Origin of the sequence: Burkholderia diffusa (assembly GCF_001718315.1) — a bacterium.
Taxonomy (GTDB): Bacteria; Pseudomonadota; Gammaproteobacteria; order Burkholderiales; family Burkholderiaceae; genus Burkholderia; species Burkholderia diffusa_B.
Genome location: NZ_CP013362.1, coordinates 61,862 through 80,538 on the forward strand (window position 1 = coordinate 61,862; position 18,677 = coordinate 80,538).

At 68.7% G+C, this 18,677-nt stretch carries 19 protein-coding genes; 5 read left to right on the forward strand and 14 right to left on the reverse strand.

Features of this window, described 5'->3' with window-relative positions; genetic code table 11:
* Window positions 1–12: 12 nt before the first annotated feature.
* Window positions 13–489, reverse strand: a complete 477-nt coding sequence (locus tag WI26_RS00260) for a CidA/LrgA family protein (RefSeq protein ID WP_069224949.1) — start codon at window positions 487–489, stop codon at window positions 13–15.
* Between the two features lie 139 nt (window positions 490–628).
* On the opposite strand from WI26_RS00260, the gene WI26_RS00265 reads away from it, so the two are divergent.
* Window positions 629–1,555: a LysR family transcriptional regulator gene (locus WI26_RS00265; RefSeq protein ID WP_069224950.1), complete on the forward strand. Its 927-nt coding sequence runs from the start codon at window positions 629–631 to the stop codon at window positions 1,553–1,555.
* A gap of 66 nt (window positions 1,556–1,621) precedes the next feature.
* Here WI26_RS00265 and WI26_RS00270 read toward each other — a convergent pair whose 3' ends face one another.
* Together WI26_RS00270 and WI26_RS00275 are read right to left on the reverse strand one after the other, a co-directional pair.
* Window positions 1,622–3,184 carry a DHA2 family efflux MFS transporter permease subunit gene (locus WI26_RS00270; protein WP_059465950.1) on the reverse strand — a complete coding sequence of 521 codons (1,563 nt, stop codon included), beginning with the start codon at window positions 3,182–3,184 and terminating at the stop codon, window positions 1,622–1,624.
* Window positions 3,185–3,358: 174 nt separating this feature from the next.
* The gene (locus WI26_RS00275; protein ID WP_069224951.1) at window positions 3,359–3,847 is read right to left on the reverse strand and encodes a MarR family winged helix-turn-helix transcriptional regulator; all 489 of its coding nucleotides are present in this window, start codon (window positions 3,845–3,847) and stop codon (window positions 3,359–3,361) included.
* A gap of 176 nt (window positions 3,848–4,023) precedes the next feature.
* On the opposite strand from WI26_RS00275, the gene WI26_RS00280 reads away from it, so the two are divergent.
* Together WI26_RS00280 and WI26_RS00285 are read left to right on the forward strand one after the other, a co-directional pair.
* A complete protein-coding gene (locus tag WI26_RS00280; protein WP_081334271.1) occupies window positions 4,024–4,308 on the forward strand; it encodes a multidrug ABC transporter ATPase in 285 nt (94 codons plus the stop codon).
* A gap of 275 nt (window positions 4,309–4,583) precedes the next feature.
* On the forward strand, window positions 4,584–6,140 hold the full coding sequence (locus WI26_RS00285; RefSeq protein ID WP_069224953.1) for an efflux transporter outer membrane subunit: 1,557 nt from the start codon (window positions 4,584–4,586) through the stop codon (window positions 6,138–6,140).
* Window positions 6,141–6,169: 29 nt separating this feature from the next.
* Here the strand turns inward: WI26_RS00285 and WI26_RS00290 are convergent, their stop codons facing one another.
* The 8 genes from WI26_RS00290 to gspG all read right to left on the reverse strand — a co-directional run bounded on the left by WI26_RS00290 (window position 6,170) and on the right by gspG (window position 12,138).
* Complete coding sequence (locus WI26_RS00290) at window positions 6,170–6,958, reverse strand: type II secretion system protein N (RefSeq protein WP_059465954.1); 789 nt, start codon at window positions 6,956–6,958, stop codon at window positions 6,170–6,172.
* Between the two features lie 31 nt (window positions 6,959–6,989).
* Window positions 6,990–7,496, reverse strand: coding sequence for a type II secretion system protein GspM (gene gspM, locus WI26_RS00295; protein WP_059465991.1), 507 nt, complete (start codon window positions 7,494–7,496; stop codon window positions 6,990–6,992).
* Complete coding sequence (gspL, locus tag WI26_RS00300) at window positions 7,493–8,866, reverse strand: type II secretion system protein GspL (protein WP_069224954.1); 1,374 nt, start codon at window positions 8,864–8,866, stop codon at window positions 7,493–7,495. The genes gspM and gspL overlap by 4 nt, the downstream gene beginning before the upstream one ends.
* A 24-nt stretch (window positions 8,867–8,890) precedes the next feature.
* Window positions 8,891–10,015 (reverse strand): type II secretion system minor pseudopilin GspK, encoded by a 1,125-nt coding sequence (gene gspK / locus WI26_RS00305; protein ID WP_069226320.1) that lies wholly within the window; start codon window positions 10,013–10,015, stop codon window positions 8,891–8,893.
* Between the two features lie 2 nt (window positions 10,016–10,017).
* A complete protein-coding gene (locus WI26_RS00310; protein WP_069224955.1) occupies window positions 10,018–10,722 on the reverse strand; it encodes a PulJ/GspJ family protein in 705 nt (234 codons plus the stop codon).
* On the reverse strand, window positions 10,700–11,104 hold the full coding sequence (gene gspI / locus WI26_RS00315; RefSeq protein ID WP_059508282.1) for a type II secretion system minor pseudopilin GspI: 405 nt from the start codon (window positions 11,102–11,104) through the stop codon (window positions 10,700–10,702). Before gspI ends, WI26_RS00310 begins: the two co-directional genes overlap by 23 nt.
* A complete protein-coding gene (locus tag WI26_RS00320; protein ID WP_230939405.1) occupies window positions 11,101–11,580 on the reverse strand; it encodes a GspH/FimT family pseudopilin in 480 nt (159 codons plus the stop codon). The genes gspI and WI26_RS00320 overlap by 4 nt, the downstream gene beginning before the upstream one ends.
* 105 nt (window positions 11,581–11,685) lie before the next feature.
* Window positions 11,686–12,138: a type II secretion system major pseudopilin GspG gene (gene gspG / locus WI26_RS00325; RefSeq protein WP_040142708.1), complete on the reverse strand. Its 453-nt coding sequence runs from the start codon at window positions 12,136–12,138 to the stop codon at window positions 11,686–11,688.
* Window positions 12,139–12,315: 177 nt separating this feature from the next.
* Here gspG and WI26_RS00330 point away from each other — a divergent pair, with 177 nt between their 5' ends.
* Window positions 12,316–12,726, forward strand: coding sequence for a type II secretion system protein N (locus tag WI26_RS00330; RefSeq protein ID WP_059465959.1), 411 nt, complete (start codon window positions 12,316–12,318; stop codon window positions 12,724–12,726).
* Between the two features lie 30 nt (window positions 12,727–12,756).
* On the opposite strand, the gene gspF is transcribed toward WI26_RS00330, so the two are convergent.
* From gspF to gspD, 3 genes are read right to left on the reverse strand one after another with little or no spacing between them, the layout of a single operon-like run.
* Window positions 12,757–13,974 (reverse strand): type II secretion system inner membrane protein GspF, encoded by a 1,218-nt coding sequence (gene gspF / locus WI26_RS00335; RefSeq protein WP_059465960.1) that lies wholly within the window; start codon window positions 13,972–13,974, stop codon window positions 12,757–12,759.
* Window positions 13,975–13,978: 4 nt separating this feature from the next.
* Window positions 13,979–15,478 (reverse strand): type II secretion system ATPase GspE, encoded by a 1,500-nt coding sequence (gene gspE / locus WI26_RS00340; protein ID WP_069224956.1) that lies wholly within the window; start codon window positions 15,476–15,478, stop codon window positions 13,979–13,981.
* Window positions 15,475–17,802: a type II secretion system secretin GspD gene (gene gspD / locus WI26_RS00345; protein WP_069224957.1), complete on the reverse strand. Its 2,328-nt coding sequence runs from the start codon at window positions 17,800–17,802 to the stop codon at window positions 15,475–15,477. Before gspD ends, gspE begins: the two co-directional genes overlap by 4 nt.
* Before the next feature lie 367 nt (window positions 17,803–18,169).
* On the opposite strand from gspD, the gene WI26_RS00350 reads away from it, so the two are divergent.
* Window positions 18,170–18,619, forward strand: a complete 450-nt coding sequence (locus tag WI26_RS00350) for a lytic transglycosylase domain-containing protein (RefSeq protein ID WP_059465963.1) — start codon at window positions 18,170–18,172, stop codon at window positions 18,617–18,619.
* The last annotated feature ends 58 nt before the right edge of the window (window positions 18,620–18,677 follow it).

The following is an 18,677-nucleotide window of genomic DNA, read 5'->3' on the forward strand; positions in this document are numbered from 1 at the left end:
CCGGGCTCCGGTTCAGTGGGCGGACACGGTGGCGAGGCGCGCACGGCGGCGCTCGGCGAACACGCGCTGCGCGGCGAGCCGGCGTTCGAGCTTCGCGGCGAGGTCGACGGCCACCGCCACCGCGACCATCACGAATGCGGTGCCGGCGAGCATGACCAGCGCGATGCGCCAGCCGTCCTCGCGGAACAGCCCGCCGTATTGAACCGCCGCGACGGCGGCGGGCACGAAGAACAGCAGCATGTCGGACAGCAGCCAGTTCGCGCCGTCCTTGACCCACGCCGGCGCGACGCGGCCCGAGAACAGCAGCGCGAGCAGCACCGCGAGGCCGATCACGCCGGACGGCACCGGCAGCCCGACCGCGCGCACGGTCCAGTCGACGGCCATCCACAGCACACCGAGCGCGGTGGCCTGAAGCACGATCCGGCCCGTACGCGCAACGTTGCCGGAAGCGGCGGGGCGGGCGGCGGCAGTGGCGTCTGGCTTGGTCATGGCGGGCTCCATACAGATATTGCGTCGATGGTGTGAGTATAGGGTTTCCCCTAACCATAAATAAAATGACTTGTCTCTATCCTTGTCATTCCAATTCGGAATTCGGTTGTATTCGCTGCACCAACCTGGGGAGTGATCGATGGAATTGCGCGCGTTGCGGTACTTCGTCGAGGTGGTCCGTCAGCAGAGTTTCACGGCGGCCGCCGACCGGCTGTTCGTCACGCAGCCAACCATCAGCAAGATGGTGAAGGCGCTCGAGGATGAGATCGGCTCGCCGCTGCTGCTGCGCGACGGCCGGCAGATGGTGCTGACCGACGCCGGGCGGATCGTGTTCCAGCGCGGCCAGGACGTGCTCGCCGCGCAGGCTCAATTGCAGTCGGAGCTGAAGGATCTCGGCACGCTCGGGCGCGGCGAGCTGACGATCGGCATTCCGCCGCTCGGCGGGTCGCTGTTCACGCCGATCATCGCCGCGTACAAGCAGCGTTATCCGAACATCGAGCTGAAGCTGTTCGAGCAGGGCGCACGGATGATCGAGGCCGCGCTGATGTCGGGCGAGCTCGAGCTGGGCGGGCTGCTGGAGCCGGTCGATCCCGCCACGTTCGACCGGTTGCCGATGGTGCGCGCGCCGCTGTGGCTCGTCGCGCCGCGCGAGTCGCGCTGGGAGCACCATAAGGCGGTGCCGCTCGCCGATCTCGCGCGCGAGTCGTTCGTGTTCTACGCGGAGAGCCTCGCGCTGCACGATGCGGTGCTCGACGCATGCCGGCAGGCCGGCTTCACGCCGTCGATCGTGAGCCGCAGCGGACACTGGGATTTCATGGCGGCCCTCGTGCACGCGGGCGTCGGCATCGCGCTGTTGCCGGAGCCGTACTGCCGGCGGCTCGACGCGCGGCAGTTCACGTGCCGGCCGATCGTCGAGCCGGAAATCACATGGGCGATCGCGCTCGGCTGGCTGAAGAAGGGTTACCTGTCGCACGCGGCGCGTGCGTGGCTCGACGTCGCGCGGGCGACGCTGCCGATCGCGTCAGGCGACGATCTGGCCTTCGGCGGGTTGCGGGCGCGCGAGTGAGGCGCGCGGCGCGGGCGGCGAAACGGTACGGGAAATCGGCGGGTGCCGGCGCGGCCCGCCGTGCGTTCAGTGCCCCATCGCCGGCCCCGCGCCTTTCTTCGGCTTCGTGATCCACACGAGCGCCGCGAGCGCGATGAACACGCCCGCCGACAGGTGGAAGAAGTCGTTGGTCGCCATCATGAAGCCTTGCTGCGTGACGAGCTGGTTGAGCTGCGCGTTGGCCGTCTGCCCGAGGATCCCGAGCTGCGCGAGCGCGCCCTGGTAGTCGGTCGTGTTCTGCGCGTAGATGCTCACCGATTCCGACAGCCGCGCGTGATGGTAGATCGCGTCGTTCTCCCAGAACGTCGAGCTGGCCGCGGTGCCGATCGCGCCAGACAGCGTGCGCAGGAAGTTCGACAGCCCCGACGCGCTTGCAAGCCGCTCGTCGGAGATGCTCGACAGCGTGATGGTCGTCATCGGCACGAAGAAGCACGCGACGCCGATGCCCTGCACGAGCCGGGGCAGGATCACGTGGTTGAACGGCACGTCGAGCGTAAACGTCGAGTTCCAGACCGACACGCCGGCGAACACGATGAACGCGAAGCTCGCGACCATCCGCAGGTCGAGCCGGTGCATGTTGCGCCCGATCAGCGGCGACAGCACCAGCGCAAGCAGCCCGACCGGCGCGGTCGCGAGGCCGGCCTTGCCGGCCGTGTAGCCCATCACGGTCTGCAGCCACAGCGGGAAGATCACGACCGAGCCGAAGAACGCCATGAAGCCGAACGAGATGATCATCGCGCCGAGCGCGAAGTTGCGATCCTTGAACAGGGACAGATCGACCACCGGTTCCTTCTCGGTCGCCTCCCATACGAGCATGAACGCCAGCGACACGACTGCGATCAGCGCGAGCGCGACGATGAAGGTCGAGTTGAACCAGTCGCGGTCCTTGCCGAGGTCGAGCATCATCTGCAGGCACGACACGCCGATCACGAGCAGCGCGAGGCCGACCGCGTCGATCCGCTGCTTCGTCGTCTTCGTCTCGCGGCCGCGCAGCAGGAAGTACGCGCAGGTCGCCGAAAAGATCCCGATCGGCAGGTTGATGTAGAAGATCCACGGCCACGTGTAGTTGTCGCTGATCCAGCCGCCCAGCAACGGGCCGAAGATCGGCGCGACGATCACGGTCATCGCCCATAGCCCGAGCGCGAGCCCGCGTTTCGCGGGCGGATAGCTGCGCATCAGGATCGTCTGCGACAGCGGCACCATCGGCCCCGACACGAGCCCCTGCAGCAGCCGGAACGCAATCAGCGTCTCGAAGTTCTCCGCGAGGCCGCACAGTGCCGACGCGATCGTGAACGCGAGCACCGACAGCGTGAACAGGCGTACTTCACCGACCCGTCGCGCGAGCCAGCCGGTCAGCGGCACAGCGATCGCGGACGCGACCGAATACGACGAGATCACCCACGTGCCTTCGCTCGTTGCGACGCCGAGGCTGCCCGAGATGGTCGGCACCGCGACGTTCGCGATCGACGTGTCGAGCACTTCCATGAAGGTGCCGAGCGCGAGCCCGACGGTGAGGAGCGCGAGCGCGCCGCCGGTCAGCGGCGCGGGTTCGGCGGCACGGGGCGCGGCGGATGCCGTGGTGGCGGACATCGGAATCTCCTAGACGCGGCGCGCGCAACGCGCCGGCACGGCGCACGGGCGCACGATACCGCGCGGCCCGGCTGGTTGGAACGGACGAAGGGAGAGATGGAGCACGTGTCTTGTCATCTTCTGCCCAGACAGAGAAATAAGCGAATGCTTAACCTAGACATCGGGCCTCCGCGCTCAGCAGTCCGGTACGTCGGGCTTCGGGCAGCCGGTGCCGCCGGGCCCGTTGGCGATGAACCGCTGCAGCAGTCCGGTGAGCAGCGCGAGTTCGTCGGCCGAGAAGCCGGCAAGCTGCGCGTTCAGCGCGGTCGCGATCAGCGACGGCAGCGCGCGGGCCGCTTCGGCGCCGCGTTCGGTCAGCGTCAGCTCGATCACCCGGCGGTCCTGTTCGCTGCGCGAGCGTGCGATCAGGCCCTTGCGTTCGAGACGATCGAGCATCCGGGTCATCGAGCCGCTGTCGTACGACATCTTGCGCGACAGCTCGAACGGCGTGCGCGCATAGCCGCGCGACAACAGCAGGATCACGCCGATCTGCTGCGCGGTGAGGTCGTACGGCTCGAGTGCGCGATCCATTCTGTCGACGAGCGCCTGCCGGGCCTTGGTCAGGTAGTAACCGAGGCTCGTTTCCAGCGCGATGGTGTCGGGATCGTAGAGGCCGCCGTTCATGCGAATTGCGCGCGCAGCAATAGTGCGTTTCAGGTCAGAACGCGCCCAGTATCTTGAAAAATGATTGCTTAGTCAATATTATTTCAGGCAACCAGTTACGACGTGCATGTTGCACTGCCGGAGACGATGTTCTGACCGCTTAGCCCGCGCTGCCGGGCACCCCGAGGATGTTTGCGATGCTGTTCCTGAAAAATGCCGCCGGCGCGCTGCGCCGCAACCTGACCGATACCGCTCATCATGTGTTCTCCGGCCCGCACCGCTGCTGGAAGATCGCGCTGTACGTGACGATGCTGGTGGTGCCGGGCGGATCGCTCGCGGCGCTCGGCTTCGCATGGTTCGATCATCGCCGGCAGCGCAATGCGAAGCAGACCGCCCGCCGCGCGAGCCAGCCGGCGGCATCGGAGCCGTCGACATGGCGGTCCGCCGCCGATCCCGCCCCGGTGCCCGTGCATTGCCACTGACGCCGCACCGCCCCCGTCATCCCGACTGAACGCCGCCCGCAACCCCGCGGCCCGGCGCCGTCCGCGGCGCATTCGTTGCCCGTCTCGCGCGCAAGCGATCCGTAATGACCGGTAAACCGGCCGGCCGCGCCGGTAACACATTCGTGCCGGCGCGCACCGTACCCTTAGGGCTGCGCAGCTTCCCCGCCGTCAGTTACCATTTGTCCGCCAGCGGCACGACGACCGCATCGCGCGACGCCGCTCGCCGGCCATCGCGCCCAGACAGGAATACCACGATGCCGTATGCCCCCCTCCCGCGCGCCCTTCGCCCGCTGAGCGCCGCCGTCGCCGTTGCGACGGCCGTGCTGCTCGCCGGCTGCGCCGTCGGGCCCGACTATCACCGGCCCGACACGTCGATCCCCGCCGCCTTCAAGGAAGCGCCGGCCGGCTGGAAGGTCGCGCAGCCTGCCGACCGGACCGACCGCGGCCCATGGTGGACTGTCTACAACGATCCGCAGCTCGACGCGCTGATCGGCAAGCTCAACGCATCGAACCAGACCATCGCGCAATCGGCCGCCGCGTACCGGCAGGCCCGCGCGCTCGTCGCCGAAGCGCGTGCCGCGTACTTTCCGACCGTCGGGCTGACCGCGTCGGGCTCGCGCTCGCGCACCGGGCGCACGTCCACGTCGTCGAGCGCATCGAGCTTCGGCAGCAGCGCGTCGATCGGCAACAGCTACAGCGTCGGTCTCGATGCGAGCTGGGAGCCCGACCTGTGGGGCAAGGTGAGCCGCAGCGTCAGCGCGCAGCGCGCGGGCGAGGCGGCCGCCGCGGCCGATCTAGCGAACGCGCGGCTCTCGCAGCAGGCGCTGCTCGCGCAGACGTACTTTCAGCTGCGCACGTCCGATGCGCTGCAGAAGCTGCTCGACGACACGGTGAAGTCGTACGGCGAGTCGCTGAGGCTCACGCAGAACCAGTACGCGCAGGGCGTCGCCGCGCGCGCGGACGTGATCCAGGCGCAGACGCAGCTGCAGAGCGCGCAAGCCGCGTCGATCGACAATGGCGTCGCGCGCGCGCAGTACGAGCATGCGATCGCGACGCTGATCGGCGAACCCGCATCGACATTCTCGCTGCCACCGAACCCGCTCGCGACGGAACCGCCGATCACGCCGGTCGACGTGCCGTCCGCGCTGCTCGAGCGCCGGCCCGACATCGCGGCGGCCGAGCGCCGCGCGGCGGCCGCGAACGAGCAGATCGGCGTCGCCATCGCCGCGTTCTTCCCGACGCTCACGCTGTCGGCCAGCGGCGGCTTTCAGAGCTCGGTGTGGTCGCAACTGTTCACGCTGCCCGCGCGGTTCTGGACGGTCGGCCCGCAGCTCGCGGCGACGCTGTTCGACGCCGGCCTGCGCGCCGCGCAGACCGATGCCGCACGCGCGACCTACGACCAGGACGTCGCCGCATACCGCCTCGCTGTGCTCACCGCGTTCCAGGACGTCGAGGACAACCTCGCATCGCAGCGCATCCTCGCGCAGGAAGTCGACGTGCAGCGACAGGCCGTCGACAGCGCGGAGCACGCGCTCGCGATCGTCACGAACCAGTACAAAGCCGGCACGGTCGCCTACCTGAACGTGCTGACCGCGCAGACCACTGCGTTCACCGCGCAGCAGAAGCTCGCGACCATCGGCGGGCAGCGGATGGTGTCGTCGGTGGGGCTCGTGAAGGCGCTCGGCGGCGGCTGGAATGCGTCGGACATGGCGCGCGAAACGGGCGACGTGGCGGCGCCGGCGTCGGCATCCGGTGCGGCGGCGCCGGCCGCGACCGCACCGTCGGCCCCCGCACCGCTCGCGCAGAAGTAAGTCGGGAAAAGGCGAGCGCGCCGCGCGCGTCAGCGCGTCGCGTCACCGAAGATCAGCGATACCTGGTTGTTACCGATCGGATGACCGAGCAGGTTCAGGAGCCCCGCGAGGTTCGCCTGCTGCTCGGGCGCCGCATGCGCGGTGCCGCGAAACGAACCCTGGCCGGGGCCGAAGCTGCCGTGCCCGTCGAGGAACAGCGGGCCCTGCGTCGTCGACAGGTCGAGATCGGCGCTCGAGCCCTTGGCCTGCAGCACCGCACGGTACGAGCCGAGCGGCTTCACGCGCGACACGCGCGAACTCATCGAATCGATCGTCACCGTCAGCTGCCCGAACGCGTTGTTGCCGATCACTCGCCAGTCGGTCCAGCCGAGCCGCACGTCGCCCTGCAGGTCGAGCGTGTTGAACGGCGTGCCGAGCCCGGCGAGCAGCGACGCGGGCACGGCCATCGCGCCCGCCGAGAGCACCGCGCCGCGCCACGTCGCATCGAGCGTGACGGGCTCGGGCATCGCCTCGGTCTGCCGCATGCGCATCCGCACGCGCCCGGTCAGTAGCGGCCAGAAGCCCGTGGTCCATTCGACCCGGCCCGGCAGCAGCGTCGCCGCGCTCTGGTCCGCGCCCGGCGCGAGCATCAGCGTGCCCGAACCGTGCCACAGCGATCCGTCCGGATCCACGAGATTCACGTGCCCGCCGGTCGCGCGCGCGAACTGCGGTGCGATCCAGGCGGCCGGCGCGAGCGCGACGAGCGTCAGCGCCGTCGCGAGCGTGCCGGCCACCACCCACGGCAATGCGGCGACGAGCCGCCGGACCCCTGGCCTCATCGGCCGACCGCCGCTTGTTTCATCCACTGCGTCATTTCTGCGTCGAGGGTTGCATCACGGCCGTCAGGTCGACCTGGCCGTCTTCCTTCAGCGCGGTCACGTGCGCTTCGCCGACCTGGACCTTGAACTGCCGGCGCGCGTCGTCGAGCCACTGCGTCCACACCGGGAACGGCACGTTCTTCATCTGGATCTGCACGCCGTTGCCGACGACCTGCGCCTGTGCGCCCTGCAGCCCGTGATCGGACAGCGAAGCGGCGAGCGCGTCCTTCAGGGCAAGACCGGTCGGCGCGACGCCCTGCGCGGCGGCCGTCAGCGACTTCGCCTCGGTGGCCTGCGCGGTCATCTGCGCAAGCTCGCGGCGCATCGTCGGCAGTTCGTGGCGGATCCGCGCGCGGCCTTCCTGCGCGGGCGACCACAGCACCGAATACGCGATCGCGACAGCCAGCACGGCGCCGCCCCAGCCGAGCAGCGTCCGCTCGCGCGGCGTGCGTTCGCCCCAGAACTGGGCCAGCGTCTGGTTCAGTTGTTCGGTCTTCATGAGCGGCTCCGGATCGTCCATTTGCCGGTGCTGCTGTCGACTTCGCCGGCCAGCCCGTTGCGCGCGAGACGCTGCGGGAAATCGGGGTCGACCTTGACCTCCGGCTTGAAGCCGACGTCGAGCCGCCGGTCGTGATAATCGAGCGACGCGATTCCGTTCAGCGGCAGCGCGCCCATCGAACGCGACAGCCCGCTCGCCAGCGCGAGGAAATCGTTCGGCGACAGCTCGCCCGCCGCCAGGCGCAGCTGATCGAGCTGGCGCTGCATCTGCGCGGGCGGATCGAGCACCGTCGTCGTCTTCGGGAAAGCCGACAGCAGCGTCTCGGTGATCTGCGCGGACAGCGCGTCACGCTCGCGCGACAACTTCCACCAGTGCAGGTTCATCCCGATCACCGCGACGCCGAGCGTGGCCGCGACAAGTGCGATCGGCACGCGCAGGCGTTTCACCGTCGCGCGGTCGAAGCGCCACGGCTGCGACTCGAATTCGAACTGGCACAGATCGAAGCGCTCGGCGAGCGCTCGCCGCGCGAATGCGTCGAACGACAGCGGTTGCGCGCCCGGCAGCAGCGGGGCATCTGCGTGCCCGACAGATGCGAGGCGCGGTTCCGCGCCCGGTTCACCGAGCTCGTAGAGTTCGATTTCGGCGCCACCCGAGAGCGCGGCGAGCGTGCCGCCGGCCCGCGACGCGGGCGCCGCGAAACCTTCGCCGAGCGCACCGCGCGCGATCGCCAGTTCGAGGCGCGGCGCACCGGCCATTGCCGGCTGCGCGCCGGCTTCGACGAGCGCCGGCTCGACCGCTGTCGCGAGTCCGAGCACCGCGGCGACCGCAGTGGGCCGCGCGACGGGTTCGGTCGCATCCGCGATCGCCCCGGCTTGCGTGGCCTCACCGTCGGCCGGCGCACCGGGCGCCGTGTCCGCCGCCGGCGCCCGCGGCGCGGGCAGGCAGCGCGTCGCGGGCACCGCGCTCAGGTGCCGGTGGCCGGCCGCGGTGAATGCGTCGCAGATCGCGCGGAACCACGCGCGATCGACGACGGCCAGCACGCGGCGGCCATCGGGCAGCGCGACCGGATCGAGCGCGATATGGCAGCCGAGCGGATCCTGGATCAGCTGATCCTCGACGATGTTGGGCAATGCCTGGCGCAGCTTCGGCCCCTTGAGCGGCGGCACGGTCGCGGCCAGCAGCAGCACGTCGCGCGCGGCGACGATCAGCACCGTCGCGTTCGCGCGCGGCAGCAGCGCGAGCGCGGCGCGGCCCGCGCGCTGCACCTGGCCGGCCTTGTCCACGAGCGTGAACGGCAGCTCGGGCCACTGCCATTCCTGCAACGGCACGGCCGGCTCGCGCGGCGGCAAAGAAACAATCAGCGTGCTCAAGAGCTCCTCTCCCGAATGGCGTCGTTATAGCTGGTCGCGGATGCGCACGACCCGCGTCGAGTGCGTGGTCGAATCACGATACACGAGCGAGGTGCGATCGACCTCCGCGCGATCGTGCTGAATCCGGCCATGCACGATGAAATAACTCGAATTGACGTCGACGAGGCTCGAGTCGATCGTCACGTTCGGCGCGCCGGCGCCGCGCAGCGCGAGCTGCACGTCGCCGGTGTTGCGGAAAAACACGGTCTCGCGGCGCGACACGAGCGCCTGCGCGGACGACACGCTCATTCCCGGCACCAGCGCCGCGATCACCTCGGCCGGCGCGGTGTTCATGTTCACCGGCGTGGTGGTCGGCAGCACGGTGACGAACGGGCGCAGTCGCGCGACCATCTCGGGCGTCACGCCGTCGACGTCGAGCAGGCTGTCGACGCCCGTCATCACGAGCGGCGCGGGCCCGCGGTCGCCGTCGGACATCCCCGGTTCGTCGGTGATGTTGCCGGTCATGTCGCCGCCTGGCACCGGCGCGGTCGCGGCCGTCCCGGCGCCGGGCAGCGTCGGCGTCTGGAAGCGCGTCGCCGAGTGCATCAGGCCCGCGCGCATCTGCAGCGCGATCCGCTTCGCGAACGCGCCGTCGTAGCCGAGCGTCGTCAGCAGCCGCTGGAACGCCTGGAGCTGTATCACGTTCAACTGCAGCACGCCCGGCGCCGGCGACGACACGAGGTTGCGCAGGTTGTACTTCGCCTGCGCGTCCTCGATCGATCCGGAGATGTAGGTGTCTTCGCCGCCGTTGTCGTTCGGCGCGCCGATCCGGCCGAGGAAGTCCGACAGCTTGGTCTTCGCGATCGGTACGGCCCAGATCCCGCCGAGATAGGTGATGCCGGGCGCCGTGTCGCCCTCGGAGCGCAGGATCATGCGCGTCCAGTCGAGCGCGCCGCGCGCGACCCACTGCGCCTGCGCGATCACGCGCTGGTTCTCGATGCGGCGAATCTGCACCTGCTGGCGCCACAGCATCCCGGATACGAGGATTGCCGACAGCGCGACGACGAGCAGCGCGGTGATGATCGCCGCGCCGCGCTCGCGGCGGATGGATGCATGCGCGCGTGCGCCGCGGCGAGCGGCGAACCGGGAACGGCGAGGGCGCGCGCGCATCGTCATTCCCCGACGAGGAAGATGCGCGTGACGGGCACGCGCAGCGACGTCGCGCCGATGCGGACCTGCAGCCCCGTCACCGCGCGTGTCGGCGGCGCGTTGCCGATCTGCGGCACTTTCAGCGCATCGTTGTTCTGCGACAGCGCGTCGTTGGCCGTCTGCAGGTTGGTGGTCCAGCCGACGCGCGGCACGTACAGCTTCGCGTCGATCGCACCGACGCCGCCCATCAGCGCGACCCAGCTCCAGCCGTCGACGCTGCTGTCCTTCAGCACGTCGCGCAAGCGGTTCGCGTCGTCGAGTGGCGGCGACGCATAGCGCACGACGCGCCCGCCGGCGATCCGGTAGCGGACCACCTGCAGCCGCGGCGCGGCGCCCGGCACATCGAGTTCGCGGACGATCTGCAGCGTGTTGCCGGCGACGCCGATCGCCGGTTGGCCGGCTTCGTCGTCGGTGGCGGCGAGCCGCGCGTCAATGCGCATCTGGTCGAACATCTGCGCGAAGATGCGCTCGTCCTCCATCGCGGACGCGACCTTGTCGCGCCCGCGCATGATCTGGTCGAGCCCGCGCCACGAGAGGATCGCGACCACCGCGAGGATCGCGATCGCGATCATCAGTTCGATCAGCGTGAAGCCGCGCACGCGGCGCGCGTCGGCGCGATGCACGGGCCGGCGCCGCATCGGCGCGTCAGAGCGGACGGCTGGTTTCATTCGCGACCACCGTCACCATTTGCGCGAGCACGCCGGCGTGCCCCGGCATGCTCACCGACATCTGCACGCGCCGGAACACCGGATTCGGCGTCGTGCTCACGCGCTGCGTGCAGACCAGCTGCACGTTGCCTTGCGAGCAGTCGAAACTCTGCTCGCCGACCTCCGGCCACGCGTGCGTGAGGCGCAGCTGCGCGAGCGCGTTGTCGGCACTCCAGCCGGCGAGCAACCGGCGATGGAGATCGGACGCATTGGTCGCCATCGTGCCGACCGCGCGGATCGACGCGGCGAGCGCGACCGCGATGATCGCGAGCGCGACCAGCACCTCGATCATCGTGAAGCCTCGGGAAGCAATCGGGAAGGGCAGGCGACGACGCATCGTCATTGCACCTCGTAGCGGCCGTTGCCGGTGCCGACGATCGTCGCGCTGCCGACTGCCGAATGCAGCGTCACGCGCACCGGCGTGTCGATGCTTTCGATGCCGAACACGACACGGCTCGCGCGCGTGTCGGATCCCGGATAGTCGATATCGGCGCCGGTGACGCCGCCGTCCCAGTCGCGCGGGCGCAGCACGTCGTCGCGCAGCGTGCGCCAGCCGTCGGGCGAGCTCACGTCGAAACGGAAGCCGTGCGCGGTCGGCTGCCACGCAATCGGGCGCGCGCGCACCTGCGCTTCGTCGCCGGCCGTCTCGAACAGCAGCGCGACGCGCTGCGCTTCCTCGCGCAGGTCGGTGCGCGGATTGCGCGTGAGCGACAGCGACGCGAGCGATACCAGCAGGCCCGCGATCACGAGCACGACCAGCATCTCGAGCAGCGTGAAGCCGCGCGTGTGCGCCGCAGTCACGGCCGCGCCGCGACGCATGCGGCCGTCGCGGGCATCGCGGCGAGCGCGAGCGGAGCGCAAGGGCGTGCGAAGGGCGGGCATGAAGTGAGAACGGGTAAAAACGTCGTGCCGGTCAGCGCGGGCTTACTGCCACGAACCGATGTCGGTGTCGTTGCCTTCGCCGCCTTCCTTGCCGTCGGCACCGTAGCTGAACACGTCGATCTCGCCGTGCACGCCCGGGTTCAGGTACTTGTACCCGTTGCCCCACGGATCGTTCGGCAAGCGCTCGAGATAGCCGCCGTCCTTCCAGTTGTTCGGGATCGGATCGGTGGTCGGCTTCTGGATCAGCGCGTTCAGGCCCTGTTCCTGGGTCGGATAGCGGCCGTTGTCGAGACGGTACAGCTTGAGCGCCTGCATGATCGTGCCGATGTCCTGCTTCGCGGCGATACGGCGCGCCTCGTCGGGACGGCTCATGATTTTCGGCACGATCAGTGCCGCCAGGATCCCGAGGATCGCGACCACCACCATGATCTCGATCAGCGTGAAACCGCGCTGACGGCGCACGGCCGCATTACGGCGAGTGATCCACGTTTGCATGACTGACTACCTCTTTCCAAAAAATGTCGTCGATTGAGTGACGCACCCGCGGCATTCCGGACGCTTGCCTGACGGCTGGCTTCCGTTTCCCCGGGCACGGAGCACGCATTGTAAGGCGCGCATTGCCGAGGGCTTTCACCCAACGCAAATTTCATATACATCCGTACAATAGCGCGCATGAACGCGCTCTCGATCCGGATCCTCTCCCTAGCCCTCTTCGCGGGTTTGTGCGCGACGGCCACCTACTGGGTCGTCACGCTGTCGGCCCGCGAAGCGCCGCTGCCCGCCGCCGCCGCGCGGTTGCCGATCCGCACCGAGGACGCCGCCGCGCTCTTCGGCGGACAGCTCGACAAGAATCCCGTGCAGGACATCCATCTGTTCGGCATTCTCGCGCTCGAGCATGGCGGCGCCGCGATCGTCGGCGTCGGCGGCGAACCGCCGCGTGCCGTGTCGCTCGGCGCGGAAGTCACGCCCGGCGCGAAGCTCGCCGAAGTCCGCAGCCGCTCGATCATCGTCGACCGCAACGGCGCCCGCGCCGAAATCCAGCTCCCCGCGAACACGCCGTCCCCCGCGATCTACATGCGTTGAACGGCGGCGGCCCGGCCGATGCCCGGGCCGTCACTGCACCATGTTGTTCAGCTCGATGATCGGCAGCATCACGGCCAGCACGATCACGAGCACGATGCCGCCCATCGCGAGAATCAGGAGCGGCTCGAGCAGGCTCGTCAGAAACATCGTGCGCCGCTCGAGTTCGCGCGCCTCGCCTTCCGCCGCGCGGTCGAGCATCGTCGTCACGTCGCCCGTCGCCTCGCCGGAACGGATCAGGTGCACGAGCACCGGCGGAAACGTCTTCACGTTGTTCAGCGCGCGCGACAGCGCGGAGCCTTCGCGCACGCGCACGATCGCGTCGTCGATGTTCGCGCGCATCGCGCGGTTCGACAGCGTCTCGCCGGCCGCCTGCAACGCGCGCAGGATCGGCACGCCGGCCGCGGTCAGGATGCCGAGCGTGCTCGCGAAGCGCACCGTGTTGTACCCGCGCACGAGCTTGCCCGCGAGCGGCGCGGTCAGCACCCAGCGGTCGAACGCGAGCCTGGGCCCGTCGCGCGACAGCGTCGCCTTCACGAACCACACGACGAGCGCGACCGCGATCAGGATCGCCCACCACCAGTGGCGAACGAAATCCGACAGCGCCATCATCACGATCGTCAGCACCGGCAACTGCTGCTTCGTGCTCGCGAACACGTTGACGACCTGCGGCACGACGTAGCTCAGCAGGAACGTGACGATGCCGAACGCGATCAGCGTGACGATTCCCGGATACGTGAACGCCAGCAGGATCTTCTGCTTCAGCGCATTGCTCTGTTCGATGTAGTCGGCGAGGCGCGACAGCACGATGCCGAGCTTGCCGGTGTGCTCGCCCGCCGCGACGAGCGCGCGGTAGATTTCCGGGAAATCGCGCGGATGCTGGCCCAGCGCATTCGCGAGCGAATGGCCGCCGAGCACTTCCGCGCGGATCGCGGCCATCAGTTCGCGAATGTAGTCGCGCTCGGCCTGCTCGGTGAGCACGCCGAGCGCCTCGTCGAGCGGCAGCCCGGCAATCAGCAGGCTCGCAAGCTGGCGCGTGAGGATCGCCTGCTCGCGCTGCGACAGCTTGCGGCCGAACGCGAGACGCTGCGAGCGCGCGCCTCGCGTCGCGCTGGCGGCCGGCTCGACGACGAGCGGCGTGAGCCCCTGCGTGCGCAGCTGGCCGCGCGCGGACCGCGCGCTGTCGGCATCGATCACGCCCTTCTGCGCGCGCCCCGCCGAATCGATTGCTTCGAAACGGAATGCCGGCATCGCGCTATGCGCCTCCCGTCACGCGCAGCACTTCCTCGAGCGACGTCGCGCCGGCGGCGAGCCAGCGCTCGGCGTCGTCGCGCAGCGTGCGCATCCCTTCCGCGCGGCCGGCGGCCAGGATCTCGGCATCGGCCGCGTTGCGGTGAATCAGCGAGCGGATCGAATCGTCGACCACCAGCAGTTCGTACACGCCGCGCCGGCCCGTATAGCCCGAATGCCCGCACTTGTCGCAGCCGACCGGATGCCACACGGTGCGGCCTTCCTCGTGCCGCTCCTCCTTGCAGACCGGGCAGAGCTGGCGCACGAGGCGCTGCGCGAGCACGCCGAGCAGCGACGACGCGAGCAGGTAAGGCTCGACGCCCATGTCGGTCAGGCGCGTGACGGCCGAGGCCGCGTCGTTCGTGTGCAGCGTCGCGAGCACGAGGTGGCCCGTCAGCGACGCCTGCACCGCGATCTGCGCGGTTTCGAGGTCGCGGATTTCGCCGATCATGATCACGTCCGGATCCTGCCGCAGGATCGAGCGCAGCGCACGCGCAAAGGTCATCCCGATCCGCTCGTTCACCTGCGTCTGGCCGATGCCGGACAGGTCGTATTCGATCGGATCCTCGACCGTCATGATGTTGGTCGTCGCCGTTTCGAGCCGCGACATCGACGCATACAGCGTCGTCGTCTTGCCCGAGCCGGTGGGACCCGTCACCAGCACGATCCCGTGCGGGCGGCCGATCAGCTTGTCGAACTGCACGAGCGTGTCGCGGCCCATCCCGAGCGCTTCGAGGTTCAGGCGTTGCGCATCCTTTTCCAGCAGACGCAGCACCGCGCGCTCGCCGTGCCCGGTCGGCAGCGTCGACACGCGCACGTCGACCGGCCGGCCGCCGACGCGCAGCGTGATGCGGCCGTCCTGCGGCAGGCGCTTCTCGGCGATGTCGAGCTGCGCCATGATCTTGATCCGCGAGATCAGCGCGCCGTGCAGCGCCTTCTTCGGGCGCACGACGTCGCGCAGCGTGCCGTCGACGCGAAACCGCACGACCGACGCATTCTCGAACGGCTCGATGTGAATGTCCGATGCCTGTTCGCGCGCCGCTTGCGTGAGCAGCGCGTTGATCATCCGGATGATCGGCGCGTCGTCTTCCGATTCGAGCAGATCCTCGACCTCGGGGATGTCCTGCATCAGCCGGGACAGGTCGACTTCGCCTTCGACCTCGCCGACGATCTGCGCCGCGCTGCCGTCCTGGCGCGCGTAGGCCTGGTTGATCGCCTGCGCGAGCTCGTCGGCCGGCACGCGATGCACGGAGATCGAGCCGAAGTTGCGCGCGATCTCGGCGAGCGCCGCATCGCTCGTACGCTCGCTGATCCACACCTCGAGCGTGTCGTCGAGCTGATGCGCGATCAGCACCTGGCCGCTCTTCGCGAAGCCGTACGGCAGCAGGCGGGCGGCGAGCGGCGACGGCGGCTGCCGTTCGCCCGGCGCGCCGTCGTGGGTGGAGGACGCGAGCACGTCGGTCACTGCGACGCTCCCGGCGCGGTGGTCAGCGGCTGTTGCGGCACCGCCTGCTGCGGCACGCCCTGCGGCTGCGCGGGCGTCGCTTCCGGCAACGGCTGGGCCGGCACGGGCGCGACCTGGCGCTGCAGCTGCTGGCGCCGCATCTTGTCGAGGTCGAACAGGTTCCCGGCGGCCGTGCCGCCCTGGCTCGGACCCAGCGGCATCGGCGGGACAACCGGATCGTCCTTGTCGCGGATCACGTTGTTGTCCGACTTGTACGCGCCCGTCACGCCCTGGATGTAGTCGTAGCGATTGGCCGTGACTTCCTGCGCGGTGCCGCGATCGGAGATGATCACGGGACGCAGGAACACCATCAGGTTCGTCTTCTGCCGCTGCTTCGATTCCGAACGGAACAGCTGCCCGATCCACGGAATGTCGCCGAGCAGCGGCACCTTGCTGTTCGACACCTGGTAGTTGTCCTGCATCAGGCCGCCGAGCACGATGATCTCGCCGTTGTCGGCCAGGATCGTCGACTGGATCGAGCGCTTCGTGAAGGTCGGGCCGGTCTGCGAGTTTGTCGTGCCGCTGACGACCGCCGAGTCTTCCGTATAGAGCTGCAGCTTCAGGATCCCGCCATCGGTGATCTGCGGCTTCACGTGCAGCGTCAGGCCGACGTCGCGACGGTCGTACGTGTTGAACGCATTGCTCGTGGTGCCGCTCGTCAGGTTCGAGTACGAACCGGTCGCGATCGGCACGTTCTGGCCGACGACGATCTTCGCTTCCTCGTTGTCGAGCGTGATCAGGTTCGGCGTCGACAGCACGTTCGCGTCGCTCACGCCCGAGAAATACTGCAGCAGCGCGCCGAGGCCCTGCACGCCGAACATGTTGTGCAGCCAGCCGATGTTGAGGCCCTGGTTCAGGTTCGAGAGATTGGCGGCCAGCCCGGTGCTGGCCGCGGTGCCGCCGGTCGTCAGGTTGATGATGCTGTTGCCCGCGACGTTGCCGGCCGCGGCGGCCAGGTTCGTGCCGCCGAGGAACTGGCCGCTCGCGACCTGCCACTGGATGCCGAGTTGTCCCTGCGTCGTCGAGTTCAGCTCGACGATCAGCGCTTCGATATAGACCTGCGCTCGCCGTGCGTCGAGCTGGTCGATCACCGAGCGCAGGTTCCGGTAGACCGGATCGGACGCGGTGATGATCAGCGAGTTGGTGGCCGCATCGGCCTGGATCATCCCGCCCGGCTGGTTGTCGTCGCCCTTGTCCTTGTCGCCGCCGAGCAGGCCGCCGCTGCCGATGCCGCCGCTGCCCGACGCGCCGCTGCCGTACGACGAGGAGGAGGAACCGCCGAGGCCGCCCGACGGCAGCGGCGGGGTGCCCGACGTGCCGGTCGAGAAATTGCCGCTCGACGACGAGCCGCCGTTCTGGTTGAAGCTGTTCGCATCGTTGGACGACGCCGACGAACCGCTGTCGTTGCTGCTCTTGCCGAGCATCCCGCGCAGTGTCTTCGCGAGCTTCACCGCGTCGGCATTGCGCAGCGGCACGACGTGCATGTTGCCCGGCACCGCGCTCGGCGCATCGAGCTGCTGCACGAGGCGCTTCGCCGCCGCGAGGCGCGATGCGCTCGATGCGCGCAGCATGAGCGAGTTGGTGCGCGGGTCGGCCGTGACCGACACCTTCAGCGTCGCGTCGCTGTTGCCGATCGCGCCGGGGTCGAGCATCTTCTGCAGCTGCGCGGCAAGGTCGATCGCATTCGCGTTGCGCAGCGGCACGACCTGGACCTGCGCGCCCGCGGCGCTGTCGACACCCGAGATGATCTGCGCGATGCGGCGCACGTTGTCGGCGTAGTCGGTGACGACGATCGTGTTGTTCGCCGGGTAGGCGGTGACCGTGTTGTTCGGCGAGATCAGCGGCCGCAGCACCGGCAGCAGGTTGTTCGCCGATTCGTTGTGCAGCTCGAACACCTGCGTGATGACCTGGTCGCCGCGCGCCTGCGGCGCATTGCCGACATAGGTCGGCACGCCCTGCAGCTTCGCGTCGGCCTCCGGCACGACCTTCAGCACCCCGTGATCCTGCACGAGCGCGAAGCCCTGCATGCGCAGCGCCGACTGCAGCGTCTTCAGCGCCTGGTCTTCCGGCACCGGCCGTTCGGCCACGAGATTGAGCTGCCCCTTCACGCGGGGGTCGACGATGATCGTCTTGCCGGTTGCGGCGCCGATCGCCTTGGCGACCTGGTCGATATCCGCATTCACGAAATTGAGCGTGACCTGAGCGTAGGCGGCCTGCGAGACGATGATGCCGGCGACCATCAGAGTCGTGGCGATGCGCCGCATAACGAAGCGATTTCTTGTCATGGATGAATGGGTCGATGCCGGCTCAGGCCACTTCCGGCGGTAGTGCTGGGATCCAGGTCCTAAAGGCGCGACATTAGCAGTTTTTCATGTCCGAAATATCACATTGATCCGAGGACTGTCTCACATACGACATGTATTCGGCGCACCGTATGCAATATGTAAGATTTCGGCAATGCCCCGGCATTCTGGCCATCGCCGCCTTTTTACGATGAATCGACACGAAAATGCGGTATAAACGGGCTGCCGCCTTTCGCCTCTCGCCACGTGACGGACTGTCTGTATGATACGGGCGGCGCGTTTCCAGTCGTACGAATTAGAAACACGGGTTTTCCCGATCCTTGCGTCATTTCCTTTTCGTTTCCGCAACATGAGCAGACGGTTCGCTTCGATCGCGTTGATCGCCGCCGGCGCGTGGTTCGCCTGCGGAAACGCTCGCGCGGATTGTTTCGACGAGGCCGCGCGGTACCAGAAGGTCAATCCGCTGATCCTGCGCGCGATCGCGTGGCAGGAGTCGCGCAACCGGCCCGACGCGCTGAACAAGAATACGAACGGCTCGGTCGACTACGGCCTGATGCAGATCAATTCGATCCACCTGCCGACGCTGTCGCGCTACGGCATTGGCCGCGACACGCTGATGCAGCCGTGCAAGAACGTGTACATCGCCGCGTGGCATCTGCGCCAGAAGATGAATCGCTACGGCAACACATGGCAGGCCGTCGGCGCTTACCATTCCGAAACGCCGTCGCTGCGCGACAAGTACGCGCGGCAGATTGCGGCAATCCTGGCCCAGTGGAAGCTGCTGCCGCCCGAGCAGTGACGCGGCGCCGCAGCGCACGGCCGACGCCGCGCTGCTCGGCCGGCGCGCGTTTGATGCA